At 34.1% G+C, this 21,495-nt stretch carries 21 protein-coding genes; 19 read left to right on the top strand and 2 right to left on the bottom strand.

Annotated elements, in window-relative coordinates:
• Positions 1–563: 563 nt before the first annotated feature.
• The 19 genes from DXB15_RS06890 to DXB15_RS06800 all read left to right on the top strand — a co-directional run bounded on the left by DXB15_RS06890 (position 564) and on the right by DXB15_RS06800 (position 18,690).
• A complete protein-coding gene (locus DXB15_RS06890; protein WP_118702427.1) occupies positions 564–1,532 on the top strand; it encodes a tyrosine-type recombinase/integrase in 969 nt (322 codons plus the stop codon).
• Between the two features lie 85 nt (positions 1,533–1,617).
• A complete protein-coding gene (locus DXB15_RS06885) occupies positions 1,618–2,154 on the top strand; it encodes a hypothetical protein (RefSeq protein WP_118702426.1) in 537 nt (178 codons plus the stop codon).
• Between the two features lie 34 nt (positions 2,155–2,188).
• The gene (locus DXB15_RS06880; RefSeq protein WP_118702425.1) at positions 2,189–4,117 is read left to right on the top strand and encodes a polysaccharide biosynthesis protein; all 1,929 of its coding nucleotides are present in this window, start codon (positions 2,189–2,191) and stop codon (positions 4,115–4,117) included.
• Between the two features lie 30 nt (positions 4,118–4,147).
• A complete protein-coding gene (locus DXB15_RS06875; RefSeq protein ID WP_118702424.1) occupies positions 4,148–5,452 on the top strand; it encodes a DegT/DnrJ/EryC1/StrS family aminotransferase in 1,305 nt (434 codons plus the stop codon).
• Positions 5,452–6,096 carry a sugar transferase gene (locus DXB15_RS06870; RefSeq protein ID WP_118702423.1) on the top strand — a complete coding sequence of 215 codons (645 nt, stop codon included), beginning with the start codon at positions 5,452–5,454 and terminating at the stop codon, positions 6,094–6,096. Before DXB15_RS06875 ends, DXB15_RS06870 begins: the two co-directional genes overlap by 1 nt.
• On the top strand, positions 6,093–6,707 hold the full coding sequence (locus DXB15_RS06865) for an acetyltransferase (protein WP_118702422.1): 615 nt from the start codon (positions 6,093–6,095) through the stop codon (positions 6,705–6,707). The genes DXB15_RS06870 and DXB15_RS06865 overlap by 4 nt, the downstream gene beginning before the upstream one ends.
• Positions 6,708–6,713: 6 nt before the next feature.
• Complete coding sequence (locus tag DXB15_RS06860) at positions 6,714–7,865, top strand: glycosyltransferase family 4 protein (RefSeq protein WP_118702421.1); 1,152 nt, start codon at positions 6,714–6,716, stop codon at positions 7,863–7,865.
• Position 7,866: 1 nt separating this feature from the next.
• Positions 7,867–8,658: a glycosyltransferase family 2 protein gene (locus DXB15_RS06855; RefSeq protein WP_118702420.1), complete on the top strand. Its 792-nt coding sequence runs from the start codon at positions 7,867–7,869 to the stop codon at positions 8,656–8,658.
• 4 nt (positions 8,659–8,662) lie between these two features.
• On the top strand, positions 8,663–9,781 hold the full coding sequence (locus DXB15_RS06850) for an EpsG family protein (protein ID WP_118702419.1): 1,119 nt from the start codon (positions 8,663–8,665) through the stop codon (positions 9,779–9,781).
• Complete coding sequence (locus tag DXB15_RS06845) at positions 9,778–10,527, top strand: glycosyltransferase family 32 protein (RefSeq protein WP_199670979.1); 750 nt, start codon at positions 9,778–9,780, stop codon at positions 10,525–10,527. Before DXB15_RS06850 ends, DXB15_RS06845 begins: the two co-directional genes overlap by 4 nt.
• Before the next feature lie 13 nt (positions 10,528–10,540).
• Positions 10,541–11,089, top strand: a complete 549-nt coding sequence (locus tag DXB15_RS17430; protein ID WP_118702417.1) for an acyltransferase — start codon at positions 10,541–10,543, stop codon at positions 11,087–11,089.
• Positions 11,090–11,125: 36 nt separating this feature from the next.
• Positions 11,126–12,325 (top strand): glycosyltransferase, encoded by a 1,200-nt coding sequence (locus DXB15_RS06835; RefSeq protein WP_199670978.1) that lies wholly within the window; start codon positions 11,126–11,128, stop codon positions 12,323–12,325.
• Positions 12,326–12,389: 64 nt separating this feature from the next.
• A complete protein-coding gene (locus DXB15_RS06830) occupies positions 12,390–12,722 on the top strand; it encodes a GT-D fold domain-containing glycosyltransferase (protein ID WP_158582205.1) in 333 nt (110 codons plus the stop codon).
• A gap of 5 nt (positions 12,723–12,727) precedes the next feature.
• Positions 12,728–13,750: a glycosyltransferase family 2 protein gene (locus DXB15_RS06825; RefSeq protein ID WP_118702415.1), complete on the top strand. Its 1,023-nt coding sequence runs from the start codon at positions 12,728–12,730 to the stop codon at positions 13,748–13,750.
• 102 nt (positions 13,751–13,852) lie between these two features.
• On the top strand, positions 13,853–14,731 hold the full coding sequence (locus tag DXB15_RS06820; RefSeq protein WP_118702414.1) for a beta-1,6-N-acetylglucosaminyltransferase: 879 nt from the start codon (positions 13,853–13,855) through the stop codon (positions 14,729–14,731).
• A 38-nt stretch (positions 14,732–14,769) separates the two neighbouring features.
• Positions 14,770–15,864 carry a polysaccharide pyruvyl transferase family protein gene (locus tag DXB15_RS06815; protein WP_118702413.1) on the top strand — a complete coding sequence of 365 codons (1,095 nt, stop codon included), beginning with the start codon at positions 14,770–14,772 and terminating at the stop codon, positions 15,862–15,864.
• Positions 15,864–17,426, top strand: coding sequence for a lipopolysaccharide biosynthesis protein (locus DXB15_RS06810; RefSeq protein WP_187119649.1), 1,563 nt, complete (start codon positions 15,864–15,866; stop codon positions 17,424–17,426). The genes DXB15_RS06815 and DXB15_RS06810 overlap by 1 nt, the downstream gene beginning before the upstream one ends.
• A gap of 26 nt (positions 17,427–17,452) precedes the next feature.
• Positions 17,453–18,451, top strand: coding sequence for a Coenzyme F420 hydrogenase/dehydrogenase, beta subunit C-terminal domain (locus tag DXB15_RS06805; RefSeq protein WP_199670977.1), 999 nt, complete (start codon positions 17,453–17,455; stop codon positions 18,449–18,451).
• 47 nt (positions 18,452–18,498) lie between these two features.
• Positions 18,499–18,690, top strand: coding sequence for a 4Fe-4S dicluster domain-containing protein (locus DXB15_RS06800; protein WP_243115607.1), 192 nt, complete (start codon positions 18,499–18,501; stop codon positions 18,688–18,690).
• A gap of 313 nt (positions 18,691–19,003) precedes the next feature.
• Here DXB15_RS06800 and istB read toward each other — a convergent pair whose 3' ends face one another.
• Together istB and istA are read right to left on the bottom strand one after the other, a co-directional pair.
• Positions 19,004–19,780 carry an IS21-like element helper ATPase IstB gene (gene istB / locus DXB15_RS06795; protein ID WP_118702411.1) on the bottom strand — a complete coding sequence of 259 codons (777 nt, stop codon included), beginning with the start codon at positions 19,778–19,780 and terminating at the stop codon, positions 19,004–19,006.
• Complete coding sequence (gene istA, locus DXB15_RS06790; protein ID WP_118702410.1) at positions 19,777–21,321, bottom strand: IS21 family transposase; 1,545 nt, start codon at positions 21,319–21,321, stop codon at positions 19,777–19,779. The genes istB and istA overlap by 4 nt, the downstream gene beginning before the upstream one ends.
• Positions 21,322–21,495: the final 174 nt, after the last annotated feature.

Here is a 21,495-nt window from a genome sequence, read left to right as displayed (position 1 = left end):
ACCTCAGTCGAGAAGACTCCCACTTCTGCAAGTGGTGAGTAATAACAAGTCTTTCTCAGTGGGAGTACAATCTCCGACTGAGATAAACGCTCCGCGGGGGCGCACATTGTCTGGGAGACAATGGGTTTGCGCCGACCGGAACGAAGTGTAGATGTGCAGTGATTCGGAGAAGAATATGTCAGCTTTCGCTGACCAGAATCACGCACCAAGTCTCACGTGCGTTCGACTTGAATGGTTTGAAAGAAAAAAGAGGGAAAATCCAAGGAATGTAGAAGCTAAAATGGCTCATTTTTGTGAATAATGCCATGAGTATCTGGTAAAAATAATTTCATAGAATACATAAATCTACGAAATAAAGTATATGCCCAATAACTAAAAAATGCAAGGAATAAAACATATCTCAGCATAATGCTCAAAAAGTCGACAATCTCTGTAATGCTTATTGTAACATTTTGTTTTGTTTATTTTCTTACATATGAGTAATTATATTTCCTTATTGTATATATTCTTTTCTATACATACAGCATTTCATGCTATAGTTTAGCAAAAAGGAGAAATCATTTATGAAAAAATCAGAAAAATTCTTTTCGACATTGCTAGAGGAATGGTTAGAGCAGACAAAGGAACAGGTAAAGCATTCAACATATTGCAAATATGAACAGATTACACGTTTACATCTCAAACCGTATTTTAAAAGCATCGACTGTGCCTTAATTTCACAGGAAATCATCCTCGCTTTTTACGAATCATTAAACCAGGATCCATCTAATGAAAAAAAACTGTCTACCACATCGCTTCGCTGTGTGTGTATGATTTTGAATCGTACGCTCGGCTATGGATATGAACATGGTTATTTACAACTACGTCTGAAATTGTCTCCAAAATTATCACGCGACCGTCATCTGGTTCGCGTTTTTTCCAAGGAAAATCAATCTTTACTGGAACAGTATTTATTTGATCATCCGTCTCTGTATGCCTGCGCAATCTTACTGGCCTTGTATTCTGGAATCCGTATTGGTGAGTTGTGTGCCCTGAGATATGATGATCTGAATCTCGCCGATGGCTATTTGAAAATCGTCCGAACGGTGCAAAGATCCGTTGTTATTTCCCAACAAAAAGCAAATCATAAAAAGACGGAATTAGTGATATCAGAGCCCAAAAGCAAAAATGCATACCGATTGATTCCACTTCCAAATTTCATAATTGTTTTTTTAAAAGAGCATTTGCTTTTTTCTGAATCACATCCGTATCTCTTTTCAAAATCTGGAATTACGCCATTAGATCCACGAACGCTACAATATTTTTATAAAAATACTCTGGAGAAGATACAAGTGCCATATTTAAATTTTCATTGCCTGCGGCATACTTTCGCAACCCGATGCATTACTTTGGGATGGGATATTCGAACTCTCAGTGAAATTTTGGGACATGCGGATATCAAGATCACAATGGAATATTATTTCCATTCTTCTATGGAGTACAAGAAAATACAGATGCAGAAATTCAAGCCGTTGATTCAGTGTGCAGGATAAAAAGTTATATATCAGATCAAACAGGGTGGTCAGTAACGTTTTCAGGCGTTACTGATCTTTTTTTGTGTGATAATTTCGCAGATTTATGTATTCTACGAAAAAAGGAGGGATCATTATCTGGTATGTAGTGTATTGCCCGCATCAGAACATGCAAAATCTGATGGAGCTTTGTAAAAAAACATTATCTGAACAGGCAGCGGCTTGTGTCTTTACTTTTACATACGACCGAATGAAACGTTATCAGGGTGAATGGCATCTGGAACGTTCTCTTTCCTTTCCGGATTATTTCTTCATAGAAAGCAGCAATGGTGAACAACTTGAGAAAGAAATGAATCGAAATGAGCTGGCATCCAAAATATTGGCAACCGGTGGTATTGTCACGCCTGTAGATAAGCAGGAGGAAGAATTACTGCGCCGTTTGTCTGATGAATCTCATCATATGGGAATGTCAACCGGGTATATCGCAGAGGGAAAAACATATGTGACACAGGGACCATTGGTTGGTTATGAGTCACGAATCAGAAAAATAGATCGACATAAACGGCTGGCACGGATCAGTCTGCCTTATGCAAAAGGGGAGATGGAACTTTGTATGGGGTTGGAGATAAAAACAAAAAGTTGAAATTGTACATGAAGAAAAATAGGGAGTAGTAGTAATGAGTAGTACAAATGAGAATGAGTTGAAAAAGGGAAAGAAGACAAATATACGGTGGATGTTAGCTGTGTATGATGTCTTGATTTTTGCGATTGTTTCCATAATCTTATTAGTTCTTTATGGCGGCATGGATAAATTATCACCGGCAGGGATACTTCAGCAGGTATGCCTGTCTTTTGTATGTATTTTCGGAGGACGCTTTATTGGAAAAATCTACAGTCAGATTTGGCGATATGGTGGAATCCAATGTTATGTCAGATTGTTCTTTACAGATGTGATTGCATTTTGCATTTATCTGTGTCTGGAGTTGATTCTTCCAGTTCAAAAAATTACTTTTGCAAGAATGCTTTCGTTAGCAAGCTTGAATTTACTTGGAGCATTAGCACTTCGCATGATGTATCGCTATGCATATAAATGTGCAAATCAGGAAACGACAGGAGGACAAATCCTTTCTAAATTATTGTATTTATTTTCTGGTTTAGATGCAGAAAGTCAGAATGATGTACAAAAAATAAAGATTGCAATTATTGGTGCAGGACGAATTGGTGTTGGGTTAGCAGAGGAATTATTAAGTAATTCGGAAACAGCATACATACCAAGAAGTTTTATTGATATTAACAGTGGAAAAGTGGGACGAGTAATTCATGGAATCCCTGTTTTATCAGAAAATGAAGCGACTTTTGAAAAATTGAGAGAGTTAGAAATACAGGAAATTGTTTTTGCAATTCCTACAATGGATGCTCAAAAGAAAAAATTACTTTATGAATATTATAAGAAATCTGGCTATAAGTTGAAGGTCTATGATTATCCGACAATGCGTACAGCAGGAGGAAAACGGCATCTTAGAGAGTTTGATATTGAAGAATTGTTATTTAGAGAACCTTTGGTTGTTTCGGATGAGAGAACGAATGCTTATTACAAAGATAAAGTAGTGTTAATTACTGGTGGAGGAGGCTCTATTGGTTCTGAATTATGCAGACAGCTTGCAAAGATGGAACCGAAGAAAATCATTATCTTAGATATTTATGAGAATGGAGCTTATGATGTTCAGCAGGAATTGAAGATCGCTTATGGAAATGCTTTGGATCTTCAAATAGAAATTTGTTCGATTACACATAAAAAAGCATTGGAAAAAGTCTTTGATCGATATCATCCACAAATTATTATCAATGCGGCAGCTCATAAGCACGTTCCGTTGATGGAACATAACTGTGTTGAGGCTATTTATAATAACGTGTTCGGTACAAGAAATCTGGTTGAACTTTGTGAAGAATATCATGCAGAACGTTTCATGACGGTATCTACAGATAAAGCTGTAAATCCTACCAATGTTATGGGTGCGACAAAGCGTATGTGTGAAATGATCGTGCAGAGCGCAAGCACACATGGAACTGTAAAATATAGTGCAACACGATTTGGAAATGTACTTGGAAGTGCTGGATCGGTTATTCCATTGTTCAAACGTCAGATCGCTAATGGCGGACCGGTTACAGTTACAGATAAACGAATCATCAGATATTTTATGACAATTCCGGAAGCATCACAGCTTGTTCTTCAGAGTGGTGCGATTGCTAATAATGGAGAGCTATTTGTTCTTGATATGGGACAGCCGGTAAAGATTATGGATCTGGCAGAAAATATGATTCGTCTGTCTGGTGTACAGGGGATTGAAATTGTTGAAACTGGATTAAGACCGGGAGAAAAACTTTACGAAGAACTTTTGGTAAAAACAGAGGAATTGGATAAAACCGATAACAGCATGATTTTTATTGAGCGAGATACTGCTTTGAGTGAGGAAGAAATTAATAAGAAATTGAAATTACTTCAGGACGTATGTGATACGGGCGATGATTATCTTGCAAAAGAAGTATTGAGAAGTGTTGTTCCAACTTTTAAAAAACCGGAAGAAGTAAATAAAGAAATTGCTTAATATCAAAATGGATGAAAAGAGGTAGGAGTCATGTTTAAAGAAAGTAATAAATTTGAGAAGTTTGAGTCTAAAGTATGGTTGAGTAGTCCGACTATGCATGGTCCTGAATTCGAGTATATGAAAGAAGCATATGATACAAACTGGATGTCAACAGTTGGAAAAAATATTAATGAAGTAGAAAAAATGGCTTGCGAATATATTGGCTGTAAATATGCTGTTGCGTTATCCGCAGGTACTGCATCATTACATCTTGCAATGAAATTGGCAGGTATGGAAGCATATGGCATGCCTAAGGTTGGACATGGCGCTTTGGAAGGAAAGAAAGTATTCTGCTCTGATATGACATTTGATGCAACCGTAAATCCGGTAGTTTATGAAGGTGGAGAACCGGTATTTATCGATACAGAATATGATACCTGGAATATGGATCCAGTTGCATTAGAAAAAGCATTTGAAATTTATCCGAATACAAAGGTTGTGGTTGTTGCACATCTTTATGGAACACCAGGTAAAGTAGATGAGTTAAATGCAATCATTAAAAAGCATGGTGCCATTTTAGTAGAAGATGCAGCAGAATCTATGGGAGCTACATATAAAGGCGTACAGACTGGTACATTTGGAAAATATAACACCATTTCTTTTAATGGAAATAAAATTATTACCGGTAGTGCTGGTGGGTGTTTTCTGACAGATGATGAAGAAGCAGCAAATAAGGTTCGTAAGTGGTCTACTCAGGCGCGTGAAAATGCACCGTGGTACCAGCATGAAGAACTTGGTTACAACTACCGCATGAGTAATGTGATTGCTGGTGTAGTAAGAGGTCAGTTCCCATATCTGGAAGAACATATTGCACAGAAAAAAGCAATCTATGAACGGTATAAAGAGGGATTAAAAGGACTACCGGTATCTATGAACCCGATGGATCTGGAAAATTCTGAACCGAATTATTGGTTGTCTTGTTTGATTATTGACAAAGAAGCAATGTGTAAACAAGTGCGTGGTGAACAGGATGTTTGTTATGTGAAAGAATCTGGAAAGTCTTGCCCGACAGAAATTTTGGAAGCTATCTCATTTATTAATGCAGAAGGTAGACCAATCTGGAAACCAATGCATATGCAACCGATTTATCGTATGAATGGTTTCACGACTAGAGAAGGAAATGGAAGAGCAAAAACAAATGCTTATATTTCCGGTGGCGCAGTTGGAAAAGATGGTAAACCGCTGGATGTGGGAATGGATATTTTTAAGAGAGGACTTTGCCTGCCAAGTGATAATAAAATGACAGCAGAGCAACAGGATAGAATTATTGAGATAATCAGGAGTTGTTTTGAATAATGGGACATAAAAAAGGCTTTTATGAAAAATATATCAAACGACCGCAGGATTTTTTGTGTGCGTTATTAGCTTGCGTTGTATTAAGCCCGGTACTTTTAGTTGTAGCTATTTTAGTCAGAGTAAAACTTGGAACACCAGTCATGTTTTCACAGGAACGCCCAGGATTAAATGGTGAAATTTTTAAGTTATACAAATTCAGAACGATGACCAGTGAAACGGATGAAAATGGAGATTTGCTTTCAGATGAGAAAAGATTAACTTCTTTTGGAAAAAAATTACGTTCTACTTCATTAGATGAGCTACCAGAGCTTGGCTGTATTCTTACTGGGAAAATGAATGTGGTTGGTCCAAGACCTTTACTGAAAGAATATTTACCACTATATAATGAGCATCAGGCACGTAGACATGAAGTAAGACCAGGATTTACAGGATATGCACAGGTACATGGTCGGAATTCTATTACATGGGAAGATAAGTTTGCTAAAGATGTATATTATGTGGATCACATAAGTTTCTTAGGTGATTGGAAAATTATATTTCAAACAATAAAAACGGTAGTAAAAAAAGAAGGAATCAGTTCTCAGGAATCAGTTACGATGGAGCCATTTAAAGGAAATGAAGAAAAGCAGGTAGAACTACGATGAAATCGGTAATTATTATTGGGGCAAGCGGACATGGAAAAGTTGTAGCAGACATTATACAAAAGTCTGGCGATAAAATTTTAGGTTTTTTAGATGATAACACAGAATTAGAAGATATATTTATGGGATTTCCAATTTTGGGAACAATAAATGATTATGAGAAGTATAAAGATGTCGCGGAATTTGTTGTGGCGATTGGTGATGCGAGCATACGGAGATGTGTTTCAAGAAAATTACAAAATGTTCGTATTTATACGGCAATCCATCCGTCTGCCGTAATATCGAGTTTAGGTGTTTCGATAGGAAAAGGAACTGTAGTTATGGCAAACTCAGTTATTAATTCGGGAAGTCAGATAGGAGAATTCTGCATAATTAATACGGGAGCAATCGTTGAACACGATAATATAATTGAAGATTTTGTCCATGTTTCTGTAGGCGCTAAACTAGCTGGTACCGTGTGTATTGGAAAAAATACTTGGATTGGCATAGGGGCAGTTGTTAGTAATAATTTGAAAATTTGTGAGAACTGTGTTATACGCGCAGGAGCAGTAGTCGTTGAAAACATAGTGAAAAGCGGAAATTATCAAGGTGTGCCAGCAAAGATAAAGGAATGATAGTTTATGAAAAAAATTTGTTTTGTGACAACAGTATATATGACATATAAGTGCTTTTTGAAACAATTATCACAGTATTTATATGAAACAGGGGAATATGATATTTCATTGATTTGTAACAATGAAGAGGAGGCACGAAAAGATATGCCTTCCTATGTACATTATTATCCGGTTGATATGAAAAGAGGCGTGAGTCTGTCTGCATTTGGTGCAATAAAAATGATTGGTGAAATACTGGAAAGAGAAAAATTTGATATTGTTCAGTATTCTACACCTAATGCAGCATTTTATACTTCTATAGCAGCAAAGAAAAAGCAAGTTCCTGTTAGATTATATTGCCAGTGGGGAATACGATATATGGGATTTGAGGGATGGAAAAGAACTATTTTTAAATATTTGGAAAAAAAGACATGTGACAATTCAACTTTTATCGAAGTTGAGAGTCATAATATTAGAAATTTCTCCCTGGAAGAAAAATTATATACTAGCGATAAAAGCTGCGTTATTTGGAATGGAAGTGCTAGTGGAGTCGATTTAAATAAATTTGATATTTCGCAAAAGAATTATTGGAGAAAAAAAATAAGAACAATGCTTGATCTATCGGATGAAGATATCGTGTTTGCTTTTGCGGGAAGATTGACTGCGGATAAAGGTGTTAACGAATTGTTAGAGGCTTTTTTGAATATTGAGAAAAACTATCCGTATGTCAAATTATTAATGTTGGGTGGAATGGATAATCATGAGTCTTTAAACCAATCGGTTTTCGAACAGGCAAAAAAGTCAAAAAATATTGTTTTTACAGGAAATGTTCCGAATGTTGAAGAATATTATGCGGCATCAGATGTTTTTGTTGCACCGAGCTATAGAGAAGGATTTGGATTAGTTGTAATTGAAGCAGAGTCTATGGGATTGCCAGCAATTGTGTCAAATGTACCGGGACAAATTGATGCAATTAAAGAAAATGAGACAGGTTTGACTTGCGTTGTAAAAGATAGCAGTTCTTTGAAACAGGCAATGGAAAAATTGATTAAAGATATTGATTTAAGAATTTCCTTAGGAAGTGAAGCTGCCAGATATGTAGAAGAAAATTATGAACAAAAGAAATTGTTTAGATATCTGAAAAAACATAGAGATGAGTTAATTAGTGGAGAAAAGTAGTATGCCAAAAGTAAGTGTATTAATGGGTGCATATAATTGTGCAGACACAATAAGAGAAAGTATTCAATCAATAATAAACCAGACATTTACTGATTGGGAATTTATAATTTGTGATGATAATTCAACCGATAATACATATGAAATATTAAAAGAAATTTCACAAAATGAGTCCAGAATTGTGTTAATAAAGAACGATAAGAATAGAGGACTATCCTATTCTTTAAATCATTGTCTTAAATTTGCAAAGGGTATGTACTGTGCCAGGATGGATGGGGATGATTTATGTGATCCAACTAGATTTGAAAAACAGGTTGAATTTTTGGATGTAAATGCAGAGTATGGCTTTGTAAGTACAAGAATGACAAGATTTGATGAACAAGGAATTTATCAGATTCCAGAACCGATAGACTCATATTCACCATCTAAAAAAGATTTTGTGAAAGGATCTCCGTTTTGCCATGCACCGGTTATGATACGAAAAAGTGCGTATGATGCTGTGAACGGATATAGGGATATACCACAAACATTGGGTGTAGAGGATTATGATTTGTGGTTTAGATTGTATGCAGAGGGATACAAGGGATATATATTGCAAGAACCTCTTTATCATATGTTTGATGGAAGAGGAGCTGCAAAAAGAAGAACATTTAAAAGAAGGCTAAATGAGGCATGGGTGAGAAAGAATGGATATAAAATGTTAAATATTCCATTAATATTAAGGATATACACGGTCAAACCGATATTAATAGGCATTATACCGCAATGTATATATAAAAGAATTTTAAGGAGATAGAGTCGTGTATTGGTTATATGGAGCATATATTGCCTCAATTATAATGATATTATTGATAGAACTTACTAAAAAATATAGTGTAAATAAAGATGGATTTTGTATGAGACGATATTACAATCCGATATTGGTATTTATATATATATGTCCATTGGTATATGTTGCAGCATGTAGATATAAATTTTGGGATACTGATGATTATAGATTGATGTATGAGGCAGTTGGAAAAACAATTGCTAATGTATTTAATAATTCAACAGGACATGTAGAAAAAGGTTATTTGCTATTTACAGCATTGTTAAATAAAATTAGTCGTGATTCACAGTTTTTGATTATTGTTTCATCCATTTTTATAATATTTGGCATTTGTTTCTTTTTATATAAGGAATCCACAGATGTACCGCTTTCGTTTGTGATTTTTTCAAGTCAGATTTGGATGTCGACAATGAATGGTTTACGACAGTATATAGTTGCTGCATTATTATGGTTAGCGTGGCGGAAGTGGTCAAAAAGCATACATTGTAAAAAAAATGATTTGATTTTTATTATTTCAATAATTATCATGGCATCATTTCATAAGTCCGTATTGATTTGCATACCATTGTTTTTGTGTGCAAGAGGAAAATTACTGAACAAGAAAGTACTTTTTTGTATTATAGCAGCTATTAGTATGGCTGTGATTTCACCTATATATAATTGGCTTTTTGGATTTTTACTTGGGGGAACGGAGTATGCTAATTATGTAGATACTAATGCTACAATGGGAATTTCACGTTTTGTAATTTCTTGTTTCCCGATTTTTTTAATATGGATATATTATTTTATCTGTTTAAAAAATAGTAATGATAGGTCAGATAAAGCTATATGGATGATGAATTTATCCTGTATTAACTTTGCGTTTAATATTTTAGCGTTAAAAATGGTTTATTTTGCTAGAATAGGTATATATTTTTCTATTTTTGATCTTTTGGTTATACCATATTGTATAGAAAAGTATTTTACAGAAAAATCAAGAGTACTTATGAAAGTTTTGTTAATGATATTTTATATTTTCTTTTTTTATAGACAATTGCTTGCATATGGTGGATATGCAACTAATTTTCAGTTATTTTATGAGGTGAAATGATGATTCCAAAAAAAATTCATTATTGTTGGTTTGGAGGAAATGATTTACCCGAATCAGCAAAGAAATGCATAAATAGTTGGAAAAAATATTTTCCAGAATATGAAATCTTGCAATGGAATGAAAATAATTACGATGTTAAGAAGAATGAATATATAAGAGGGGCATATGAGAGTAAGAAGTTCGCGTTTGTATCTGATTATGCAAGATTTGATGTGTTATATAAATACGGTGGATTGTACTTTGATACGGATGTAGAGGTAGTTCGTTCTTTTGATGATATTTTAAAAAATGGATCTTATATGGGATGTGAAATAGATGGAAATGATAGTTCTGATATTTCTATATTAGTTAATCCTGGATTAGGAATGGCAGCACCAGCAGGTCTAGAAATATATAAGGATATATTGGCTTATTATAATAAACAAAAATTTTATGATGATAATGGAAATATAAATACAACTACAGTGGTTACACGTACAACTCAAATACTATTGGAAAAAGGATTAAAAAATAATTCTAAAATTCAGCAAATAGAACGAATAACCATTTATCCAAAAGAATATTTTAATCCACGTAATAATAATACGGGAGTATTACAAAAAACGAGTAACACACATTCAATCCATTGGTATGCTCAGTCATGGGTGTCATCTAAAGAAAGATTGCAAAGCAAGATTACAAGACCGATACATCGTATATTTGGAGAAGATTGCTTTAGTAAGATAAAAAAAGTGCTTAAGAAATGAGTGGGAAAAGATAATGTTAACGAAGTTGTTAAGAAAAGTGGTTTATAGGATAAGAGGAGAATATACAGTTGAACAATTAAAGGAGCTTGGTCTCCATGTTGGAAAAAATTTTAATCCACAGTTGGGATTTGAATTAGATCCATCACATTGTTGGTTGATAGATATTGGAGATGATGTGACATTTGGGCCACATGTTCAGGTACTTGCACATGATGCTAGTATGCATAAGATATTAGGATATACAAAAATAGGTCGTGTAAGTATCGGAAATGGGGTATTTATAGGTGCAGGAAGTATTATTTTACCTAATGTGAAAATTGGTGATAATTCTATTATAGGTGCAGGAAGTGTTGTGACAAAAAATATTCCACCAAATGTTGTGTGTGTAGGAAATCCAGCTAGAGTAATTTCTACAATAGATGAGTATATAGAAAAGAATAAAAAGTTAATGAGAAAATCTCCAATGTATCAAGAAAATTATACGCTTAGAGGTAATATAAGTGAATCACAAAAGAAAGAGCAGCGTGAAGAACTTGAAAAAAATATTGGATATGTTGTATAGCATTAAGATGTTGCGTATACATAAGGGGTGAATAGAGTGAAAAAAATACTAATAGTTTCGCAGGCTATGGAAATCGGTGGTGCGGAAAAAGCTTTATTAGGGCTATTAGAAGCAATTGATAAAAATAAATTTCAAGTAGAGTTGTTTTTATTACGTCATACAGGTGAATTGTTAAAGTATATACCGAAGAATATTATACTATTGCCTGAAAAAAAAGAGTACTCCATGCTAGGAATACCTTTAAAAGAAACGTTAGCGCAAAAAGAATATAATATTTTTTGGGGACGTTTAAAAGGAAATTTAAAGGCGAAGAAGTTTGCACATAAAAATCATTTTAAAGATAGTGCTGCTGTAAATGATGAGTATAGTCACAAATGCACTGTAGATTATATGCCGATGATTTCTGATGAAGAATACGATTTGGTGATTAGTTTTTTGTCACCGCATTATTTTGTTAGCAAAAAGACAATAGCAAAAGAAAAGATAGCTTGGATCCATACTGATTATGAGACTGTGGAAATTGACGTAAGTTCAGAACTTAGAATGTGGTCAGAATATGATTATATAGCATCTATATCTGAAAATGTTACAAAAAGTTTTTTGAAAACCTTTCCGTCGTTACAAAATAAAATCATGTTATTTGAAAATATTATGCCTGTAAAATATATTAGGAATCTTGCAGATTCTGCAAGTATTATTAATGAAATCCCATATGATGAAAATGTAGTATTACTTTCGATTGGTAGATTTTGCACTGCTAAAAATTTTGATAATATTCCAGATATTTGCAAGAAAATCTTGGAGGCAGGGATAAAAGTGAAATGGTATTTGGTTGGTTATGGAGCGGATAAGGAATTAATAGAAAATAAGATTAAAGAGTTACATATGGAAGCACATGTTCAGATATTGGGGAAAAAGGTAAATCCTTATCCATATATTAAGCGTTGTGATCTATATATTCAACCTAGTAGATATGAGGGAAAGTGTGTATCTGTAATTGAAGCACAGATGTTTCATAAGCCAGTGATTATTACAGATTACGCAACGTCAAAAAGTCAGCTGGAAAACGGTGTAGATGGAGTAATTGTTCCTATGGATAATGTGAAATGTGCAAAAGGAATTATTGAAATTATTCGGAATAATGAGATGCAGAAGAAACTAATTGAAGCTACACAGGGAAGAGATTATGCAAATATAGAGGAAATAAATAAGATCTATCAAATATTGGATAAATAAGGTATATAGGAGCATTTATAAAAGCTTTATGGTATAAGAGTTAAATGACTGAATGGTGATTAGTATGATTGCTAAATTAAAACTTCATTTAGAAGTATTATATAATCGAATAGTTTGGAAATTGAAAAAGAAACCTATAGTAAAAAGTATCGATGAAACGCTTGATTATATCAACGAACACCATTGTTCAGTTAGTCGATATGGAGATGGAGAATTTAATGTTATATTGGGAAGTAATTGTACAGGATATCAAAAGTATGATGTTGAACTTAGGCAGCGTTTGAAAGAAATTATTGAATACCCAATACAGAATCACATAGTTTGTTTACCAGGAATTTTTGGCGATTTGTCATTTCTGAAAAATTGTTTCCGCGTTAAGCGATATAGGGAAGGTTAAGTGATATGAATAAACCTTTAGTAAGTGTAGTTATGTCTACATATAATGAAGAAAAATATGTGCTTGCTTCAATTAATAGCATATTAAATCAAACGTATGAAAATATTGAAATAATAATAGTAGATGATGCGTCAACGGATAATACTGTTAGTTTAATAGAAAATATTGCGACAGATAAAATTCGATTGTATATCAATGACACAAATAAAAAATTGGCACATAATTTGAATTTTGCTATATCGAAAGCAAAAGGAAAGTATGTGGCAAGAATGGATGCAGATGATATTTCTAGGAGAGAAAGAATAGAGACTCAAGTTGAATATTTGGAAAAACATAAAGATGTAGATGTTGTAGCATCCTATGCTAAAACTTTTGGAGATTCTGATATTATTAAAAAATCTCCGTGTACACATGAAGGTATAAAAGCCGCTTTGCTTTTCACAAATCCACTTTGTCATCCAACTGTTATGTTTAGAAAAAGTTCTATAGATTTTGGCTATGATGAGAGTTGTGCGGCAGGACAGGATTATGAATTATGGGCTAGAATTATTGATCGGAAGAAATTTTCTGTTTTAAGTGATGTTTTGTTAGATTATAGAGTGATTAAAAGGCAACGAAACCCCAGTTATTTACAATTACAAAAAGCCAGTGCTTTAAGAGCAAAAAAGTACTTGTTTGATAAATTATTTTCTTATGAAAGAAACGTTTTTTGGGATACATTTAAAAGTCTTGTAGATGTTGATTTCACTGATTTTGAGCCCAAAACACAGGAACAAATGAAAAGCATAGTTGCGTTTGCGGATCAATTGATTGAAACAAACAAATTAAAAAAAGTATTTGATGAACATGAGCTTATAAAAGCATTATCGACCACAGTGTTTCAGCAGTGGTACTTGTCTTTTCTAAAAACAGATGTTTCTTCGAAGATATTTATGAAAAGTAACTATGTAAGAGCTTTGAGGCAAGAAACAGTTCTTATGAAAATGAAGGTAATATATAAGCTTGGTAAGAAAAAAATTTTAAAATAGAGAGGACTTCTTGGAGGTTTAAAGTTCTTTTGCGATACATGTTTGCTTAATATATGAAAAATTTAGGGGAGTCAAGCGGTATATTTGAGGGAGGAAGTAAGAATGAAACATGCATATTTAGTAATTGCGCATAAAAACGATTATACATTTCAGACTCTGCTAAATTTAATAGACGATGAACGAAATGACATATTTATTCACATGGATAAAAAAAATAAAAAATATCAGTTTAAAGATGTTGCCAAACAAATTAAGAAAGCTAAGATATATCATGTTGAAGACAGAAATGATGTTGTATGGGGGGATTACAGTCAAATTGCAACGGAATTAGCATTGCTTGAATTATCAACTAATGCAGGAAAATATGAGTATTATCATCTACTTTCTGGCGAAGATTTACCAATAAAAAGTCAGGATTATATACATCATTTCTTCGAGAAAAATAGCGGAAAGGAATTTGTTCGTTTTGAAAATTCAACATTTTTGCATTCGGAAAGAGTATGTCAATATCATTTTGCACAACGATTAATTGGAAAGCCAGAGTCTCACCCATATCTTTATTCAATGGAACATTATTTTATAGAGTTTCAGAAATTGATAGGGATTAGGAGAAACAAGAACATAAAATTTCAGAAGGGCGCTAATTGGTTTAGTATTACTGATGAGTTGGCAAGAGAAGTCGTAGATAAAAAGTCTTGGATTAAACGAGTTTTCAAATTTACCGAATGTTGTGATGAAGTGTTTTTACAAACGATTGTCAATCAATCAAAATTTAAGGAAAGATTATATCACAAATCATATGACAATGATTTGCATGCGATTATGCGACTAATCGACTGGGAGCGTGGAACTCCATACATATTTAAGAGTGAAGATAAAGAATTGCTTGAAAAAACAGATATGCTATTTGCTAGAAAGTTTGATTGTAGGGTGGATGAAGAAATAGTGAGTTATGTTGCTGAAAAATTGAATGCAAAATAATACGAGAGATTTAAGATATATTTATTGAGGAACGAAGGATGAAAAAAATAGCTTTATATACAATTCAAAGTATAAATTATGGTAATCGGTTGCAAAATTATGCTACACAAGAAATCCTAAAATCAATGGGATATGATGTTTATACACTTAGAAATAATCCTAAAAATAGTGAAATAGCAGTTATAATAAAACTGCATCCATTTATGAAACTTGTTAAGCCGATATTACCTTTAGTTTGGAAAATAAAAGTCATTATTTGGGGATTTATGAAAATAGATAAAGATAATAATTATCGTTTGTTTAATAAAAAGATAAAATTTTCAGCTGATTATATTGGCGAAAATGGGGTTAGTGATGACTTGGGAAAATATGATGTAATTATAGCGGGATCTGATCAAATTTGGAATACTGAATTTGAGTTTGTGACAGAAAATTCTTTTTTCCCATTTGAGCATCCATGCAAAGTATCATTTAGTTCCTCATTTGGGATAGATGAGATTAAAGATGATAAAAAAATAGTTGAATGCTTGAAAAAATTTAAAGCATTATCGGTTCGTGAAGAAGCTGGAGCAAAGATAATTAAAAAGTTAACAGGTAGAGATGCTGAAGTGCTTATTGATCCGACATTGTTACTTTCTGAAAAAAAATGGAGAATGATATCTAAAAAACCAAAAGGGCATGTAGATATGCCTTTTATTTTAACATATTTCTTATCTCCAAAGTGTAAGGAAGCAAATGAACAGTTAAGCAGATTAGCTGAAAGTGGTATGAATATATATGAGTTATTTGATGAAAAGAATGTAGTCACTCGCTGTGTTGGACCAGCAGAATTCATATATTTAATTGATCATGCATCAATTATACTTACAGATTCTTTTCATGCATGTGTATTTTCGTTTTTATTTGACAAACCATTTATTGTTTATAATAGGAATCGTGGGGGAAATACTATGAATTCACGGTTGAGTACATTACTGAAAAAATTTAAAATTGAAAGAAAATACGTAATGTCAGAATTGGATAATGATATATGGGAGCATGATTATACAGAAGGTTATGAGCAGTTAGAAATCGAAAAAGCGAAGGCATTGAATTTTCTGAAAAGTGCGTTAGAAGATGGAGTTAAAAATTAATGATAAAAATTGAAAGAACTAAAAATGCTACAAGAAATATTATTTTTGGCATTATTTTAAAAACATATCAAATAATAGTCCCTTTTTTAATGCGTACGGCTATGATTTATTTGATGGGGATAGAGTATTTAGGATTAAATAGTCTTTTCGCATCTGTGTTACAGGTATTAAATCTGGCAGAACTTGGGGTTGGATCAGCAATGGTATACAGTATGTATAAACCAATAGCAGAAGATGATACAGTTACAATTTGTGCATTGATGAAATTATATAGAACCTATTATAGGGGAATTGGGCTTGTGATTGCGGTTATTGGTATAATTTTGACGCCATTTGTACCAAAATTGATTTCTGGAACAGTACCATTAGGGATTAACATATATATATTATATATATTAAATTTGTTTGCTACAGTATTATCATATTGGCTTTTTGCATATAAGAACAGTATATTACAGGCTCATCAACGAACAGATATAGTGAGTAAAGTTACTTTAATAACAAATTCTTTACAATATGGTGTACAAATATTTGTTTTATTCTTTTTCAGAAATTATTATTATTATGTCATAGTTATGTTTGCAACTCAGGCACTTACTAATATAGTAACTGCAATTGTAGTAGATAAATTATATCCGATGTTTAAACCAAGAGGAAATGTAAAACGGAAACAAGTTAAGAAAATTAATCAGAGAATTAGAGATTTATTTACATCTAAAATTGGATTTGTAATATATGACTCTGCAGATACAATTGTTATTTCATCCTTTTTAGGATTGACCATGTTAGCTGTTTATCAAAATTATTTTTATATATTGAGTGCTATTACTGGATTTATTTCAGTGATTTTTTCAGCTTGTACGGCGGGAATTGGCAATAGTATTGTAACAGAAACAAAGGAAAAGAATTGCAACGATTTAAATAAGTTGACATTTATAATTTGCTGGCTTGCAGGTTTTTGTTCGGTGTGTTTATTGTGTTTATATCAGCCTTTTATGGAATTATGGGTTGGTAAAGAGTTGATGTTTCCTTTTTCAACTGTAATCTGTTTTGTAGTTTATTTCTTTGTACGTCAATTAAATTCCCTTTTTAATTTGTACAAAGATGCTTCGGGGATGTGGCATGAAGATCGGTTTAGACCATTGGCAGCAGCTTTAACAAATTTGGGATTAAATTTAATTTTAGTACAGTTTATAGGTATTTATGGAATTTTATTATCAACTGTTTTGGCAATATTATGTGTAGGTATGCCATGGTTATTACATAACTTGTTTTCTGTTATTTTCGAAAAAAAATATTTGCTACCATATTTAAAAAGGCTCACATTTTACTTATGTATAGTAATATCCAGTGCAGGAATTACATATATTATTTGCAATTTAATACATTTTAGTAATACAGCATTAAACTTGTTAATAAGAGGGGTTATTTGTGTGACAATTCCTAATAGTATATATTTTATTGCATATAGAAAATGCAAAGAATATGGGCAAGTTCTTGAAGTGATAGATTCTGTTTCAAAAGGAAAAATGCATTCAATATTACAGAAATTGGGAATGTAAGAAATAAAAATAGTAGGAGAAAGTAGATGGATATATTAGATGCATATGCTTGCTATAATCTAGATGAAGAAATTCGAAGAAATAGCTCTTCTGGAGGGATATTTTCTTGTTTGGCAGATTATGTTATAGAGAAACAAGGAATTGTGTATGGAGTAGCAATGTCTGAAGATTGTTATTCGGCAGAATATATAGGAGTTAAATGTAAAGAAGACTTAAAGAAATTACGAGGATCTAAATATTTGCAGGCAAAGCTAGGGGACACATTTCAGAGCATAAAAAAAGAATTGAGAAATGGAAAGATAATACTTTTTTCTGGAACTGGATGCCAAATAAATGGATTGAAATTTTTTCTGGGGGAAGATTATGATAATTTAATATGTGTGGATGTAATTTGTCATGGTGTTCCGTCACCTGTTTTGTGGAAAAAATATGCACAATATCAGGAGAAAAAATATAATGGAAAATTGATTGATATTAATTTTAGATGTAAAGAAAAAGGTTGGCAAGATTTTGGCATAAAAGAAATTTTAAAAGGGTTTTTAAAGAATAAATTAAAAAAGAAATATTTGTCAAAAGATATTGATTCCTATATGCAAATGTTTTTGCGTGATTATTCACTACGCCCGTCTTGTTATGAGTGTTTGGCTAAAAAGGTGAAAATGGCAGATATTACTATTGCAGATTTTTGGGGAATAGAAAATGTTATTCCTACATTAAATGATGAAAAAGGAATTTCACTTGTTCTAATCCGAACGGAAAAGGGAAGGAAAGTTTTTCAGGATATAAGCAATAGTATGAAAGTTGAAAGAGTTTCTTATGAAGATGGTGTCAGAAAGAATAGAGCAGAATATTCTTCCGCTAAAAAGCCTATGGAACGAGAGACATTTTTCGAAAATATGTGTAATATGAGTTTCAATCAACTTGAAGAAAAGTATGAACTCCCAGTCAAAATATCTTTTGGTATAAGAATAAAGATAAAAATACTTAAATTTATTAAAAGGATATTTAGTGTGGGGGTGATGTAGATTATGGATTACTTTTTGTATTTAGAGGTAATTGAGAGAGGAAGATTATGAAAGATACACCTGTATTATATAGTCGAAAAGAAGAATGTTGTGGATGTACAGCATGCTATTCGATATGTGTTCGAGATGCAATTAGCATGGTAGAAGATGAAGAAGGATTTGAATATCCACAGATTGATGAAGAAAAATGTATACATTGCTATCGTTGTATAAAAGTTTGTCCACTAAAATCAATTTAAATAAGAGTTTGCTTTGTGTATGAATAAATCCAGAATCCGGTAAGTGCCTCAAATGATGATGCAGGCAGTATAGCTGAATTGTTAACTTCCAGATCATAATGCGACTCAAGGAAAATGTTAACTTCCAGTAAATTTTACACCTAAATGATTAAAAAGCCCGAAGATATGCGGTTTGAGGAAAGCAATGCCATTAAGCCAGATGTTCGATAACGTGTTCGATTAAGTGAATATTACGGTGCGGCAGAGCCGCCAGTCCGGTGTGGCGAGAGCCACCTGTCCGGACTAACGGAGCCACCCCATTTTGTTTATTAAGTTACTTTGCCATTGCTGGATCCAGTCCATATACTTCTCTCATAGAGAGGTCTTTAGATGGGTCAACACTTTCAATATCGATCTTATAGGAATCATACGATATACGATCCATGATGGCATCGGCAAGAGTACTTTCACCATCACAGATTTGCTGGTACCATTCACTTTCACGGAACTGAGAACAAAAGATCGTTGAAGATTTTTTTCGTCTTTTATGTATCAGTTCAAAAAGATTCCTGGCTTCAGCTTCTGTCAGTTTAAGAAGCAGCCACTCATCAATGATCAGTACTATTGGCTTGGTGTATTTCTTCAGGACAGTCGAGAAAGTTCCATTGTCCCTGGCAGCCTGTAAGTCCAATAATAGATCAGGAAGCCGTACATACCGTACTGAGTAATAGTGCTTGCATGCTTCCATGCCAAAGGCACAGGCCATATAAGTTTTACCACTTCCGGTTGCTCCAGTAATAAAGATGTTCCGGTATTCTGTAATGTATTCACAGGTTGCCAGCCGGTTGATCAGTGCTTTGTTCAGCTTTCGTCCAGAATGGTAATCAATCGCTGCGATGCTGGCATCTGGCTGTTCAAACTCAGCCTGGCAGATCAGCCTTTTCAGACGATTGTTTTTGCGGTTGCTGTATTCGACATCAACAAGCAGGCCGAACCGATCTTCGAATGGAACTTCCTTCATTGCAGGATCATCCATCTGGATGCGGAATGCATCTGCCATAGCAGTCAGACGCATTTCAATAAGTTTATCGATTGTACTTTGATTTGTCATGATTTTTTACCTCCATAGTATCTGGCTCCTCTGGTTATGCCATGTGGTTTTACTGCCTGAGATGATTCTGATTCGGTATCAGGTGCATCCTTTGTTGCAACCAATAGATTTTTGATACTTTTATAGCTGGGTTTACCGGAATAAGAGAGCGCCTTAGCGCAGACCTGTTCCAGTTTTTCTGGCGAATATTTTTCTGCCAGTTTCAGTAATCCCATGCAGCTTCTGTAGGATTGCTGTTCAATCCTGCCGGAGGTAAGTATTGCATCGACAACCTTACTTGTGTTAATTCCAATCGAATCAGCCCACTTACGGAACCGGTCACCGTTCCATTCCAGATATTTCTGGTGTTCCTGCGGCATATGTTCTGTCACTGTAGAATACTGACCGCTTCGTCCATAGAGTCGTCTGTGAGAGGCAATACGATTGTGATTATAAAATATTTCAACCGTTGTATCTGTTATACGCACATCAACCTTATTTTTGATATACTGATAAGGCACGGAGTAGAACATTCTGTCTACTGCGATGTGATAGTTAAACTGGACGGTGGCGTGTTTCCACTCAGCCAGTTCAAAAGGTGTAGCAGGCAACGGAGCCAGTAATGGCATTTCTTCCCCAAGAAATAAACTGAGTCTGCTACATTCCTTTTTCTGAAATTTACGGGCGTTGTAGGCATCCAGTTTTTCACGGATTGAAGCATTTAATTCTGCAAGAGAGAAAAACTGCTCATTGCGAAGGGCTGCTGTTATCCATGTGGATATCTTTCCTACTGATCCCTCTACATTCGGTTTATCCTTGGGTTTCCGGACTCTGGCCGGAAGGATGGCGAGATTGTAATGTTCTGCCATCTCATGATAAGTTGTGTTTAAGGCAGTGTTGTACCAGTCACTCTTTTTATGATTCACTGCGGTTGTACAGTTATCAGAAACGAGCATAGGTGTGACACCTCCAAAGAAATCAAACATCTGGACATGAGCTTTGATCCAGTTGTCAGTTTTCTCATTCATATATGCTTTTACAAAAGCATACTGACTGTAAGTTAATACACCTACAAATATCCATGCATCTGTCATTTCTCCGGTGTCCGGATCAATGATGTGGGCAGGGTCACCGGCCCAGTCAACTTCAATCTGTTCACCTGGTTTTCTTGGGATATGCATGGTAGCCCTACGTTTTTCTTCATCCTTCTGGATGTAGTAGCAGAACTGAGAATACATTAGAGGCTCTTCGCTGCTCATGCGGCACTCCTCACAGTATTCTACCCAGAGAAGCTTTTTGTTTACACCATTTCGCAGAAGTTCTTTGCGAATGTAGTCAAAGTTTGGCATGCGTTTATTCGTTGCCGACTTATCCTTAGGAAACATCAGCTCCTCTAGTGCGCTGTCGGTCATGTCGAAATCCAGCGGCCATGAAAGCTTGATTTCCGCTGCCTTTTTTAAAACCTTAGCGACTGTGTTTCTGGATACACCGCAACTCTGTGCGATGTTCCTCTCACTGAATCCTAAGCTTTTCAAGCGTAGGATTTCACGATACTTGGTCATAACTTACGACCTCCTTTATCTGTATTCACACCAAAGGTGTGTATTTACAGTATAAAGGAAATATATGTAATAGAGCCCAATAAGGTGGCTCTGAATTACCGGAATATATGGCTCTCATTCTCCGGAATGGTGGCTCTCAAAGTCCGGACAGGTGGCTCAAAGAGCCCCGGAATA

The sequence above is a fragment of the Roseburia sp. OM02-15 genome, assembly GCF_003481835.1.
In the GTDB taxonomy this organism is placed as follows: domain Bacteria; phylum Bacillota; class Clostridia; order Lachnospirales; family Lachnospiraceae; genus Eubacterium_I; species Eubacterium_I ramulus_A.
Note: the sequence above shows the minus strand (reverse complement) of the source record. Positions and strands in the feature narration are given on the sequence as shown.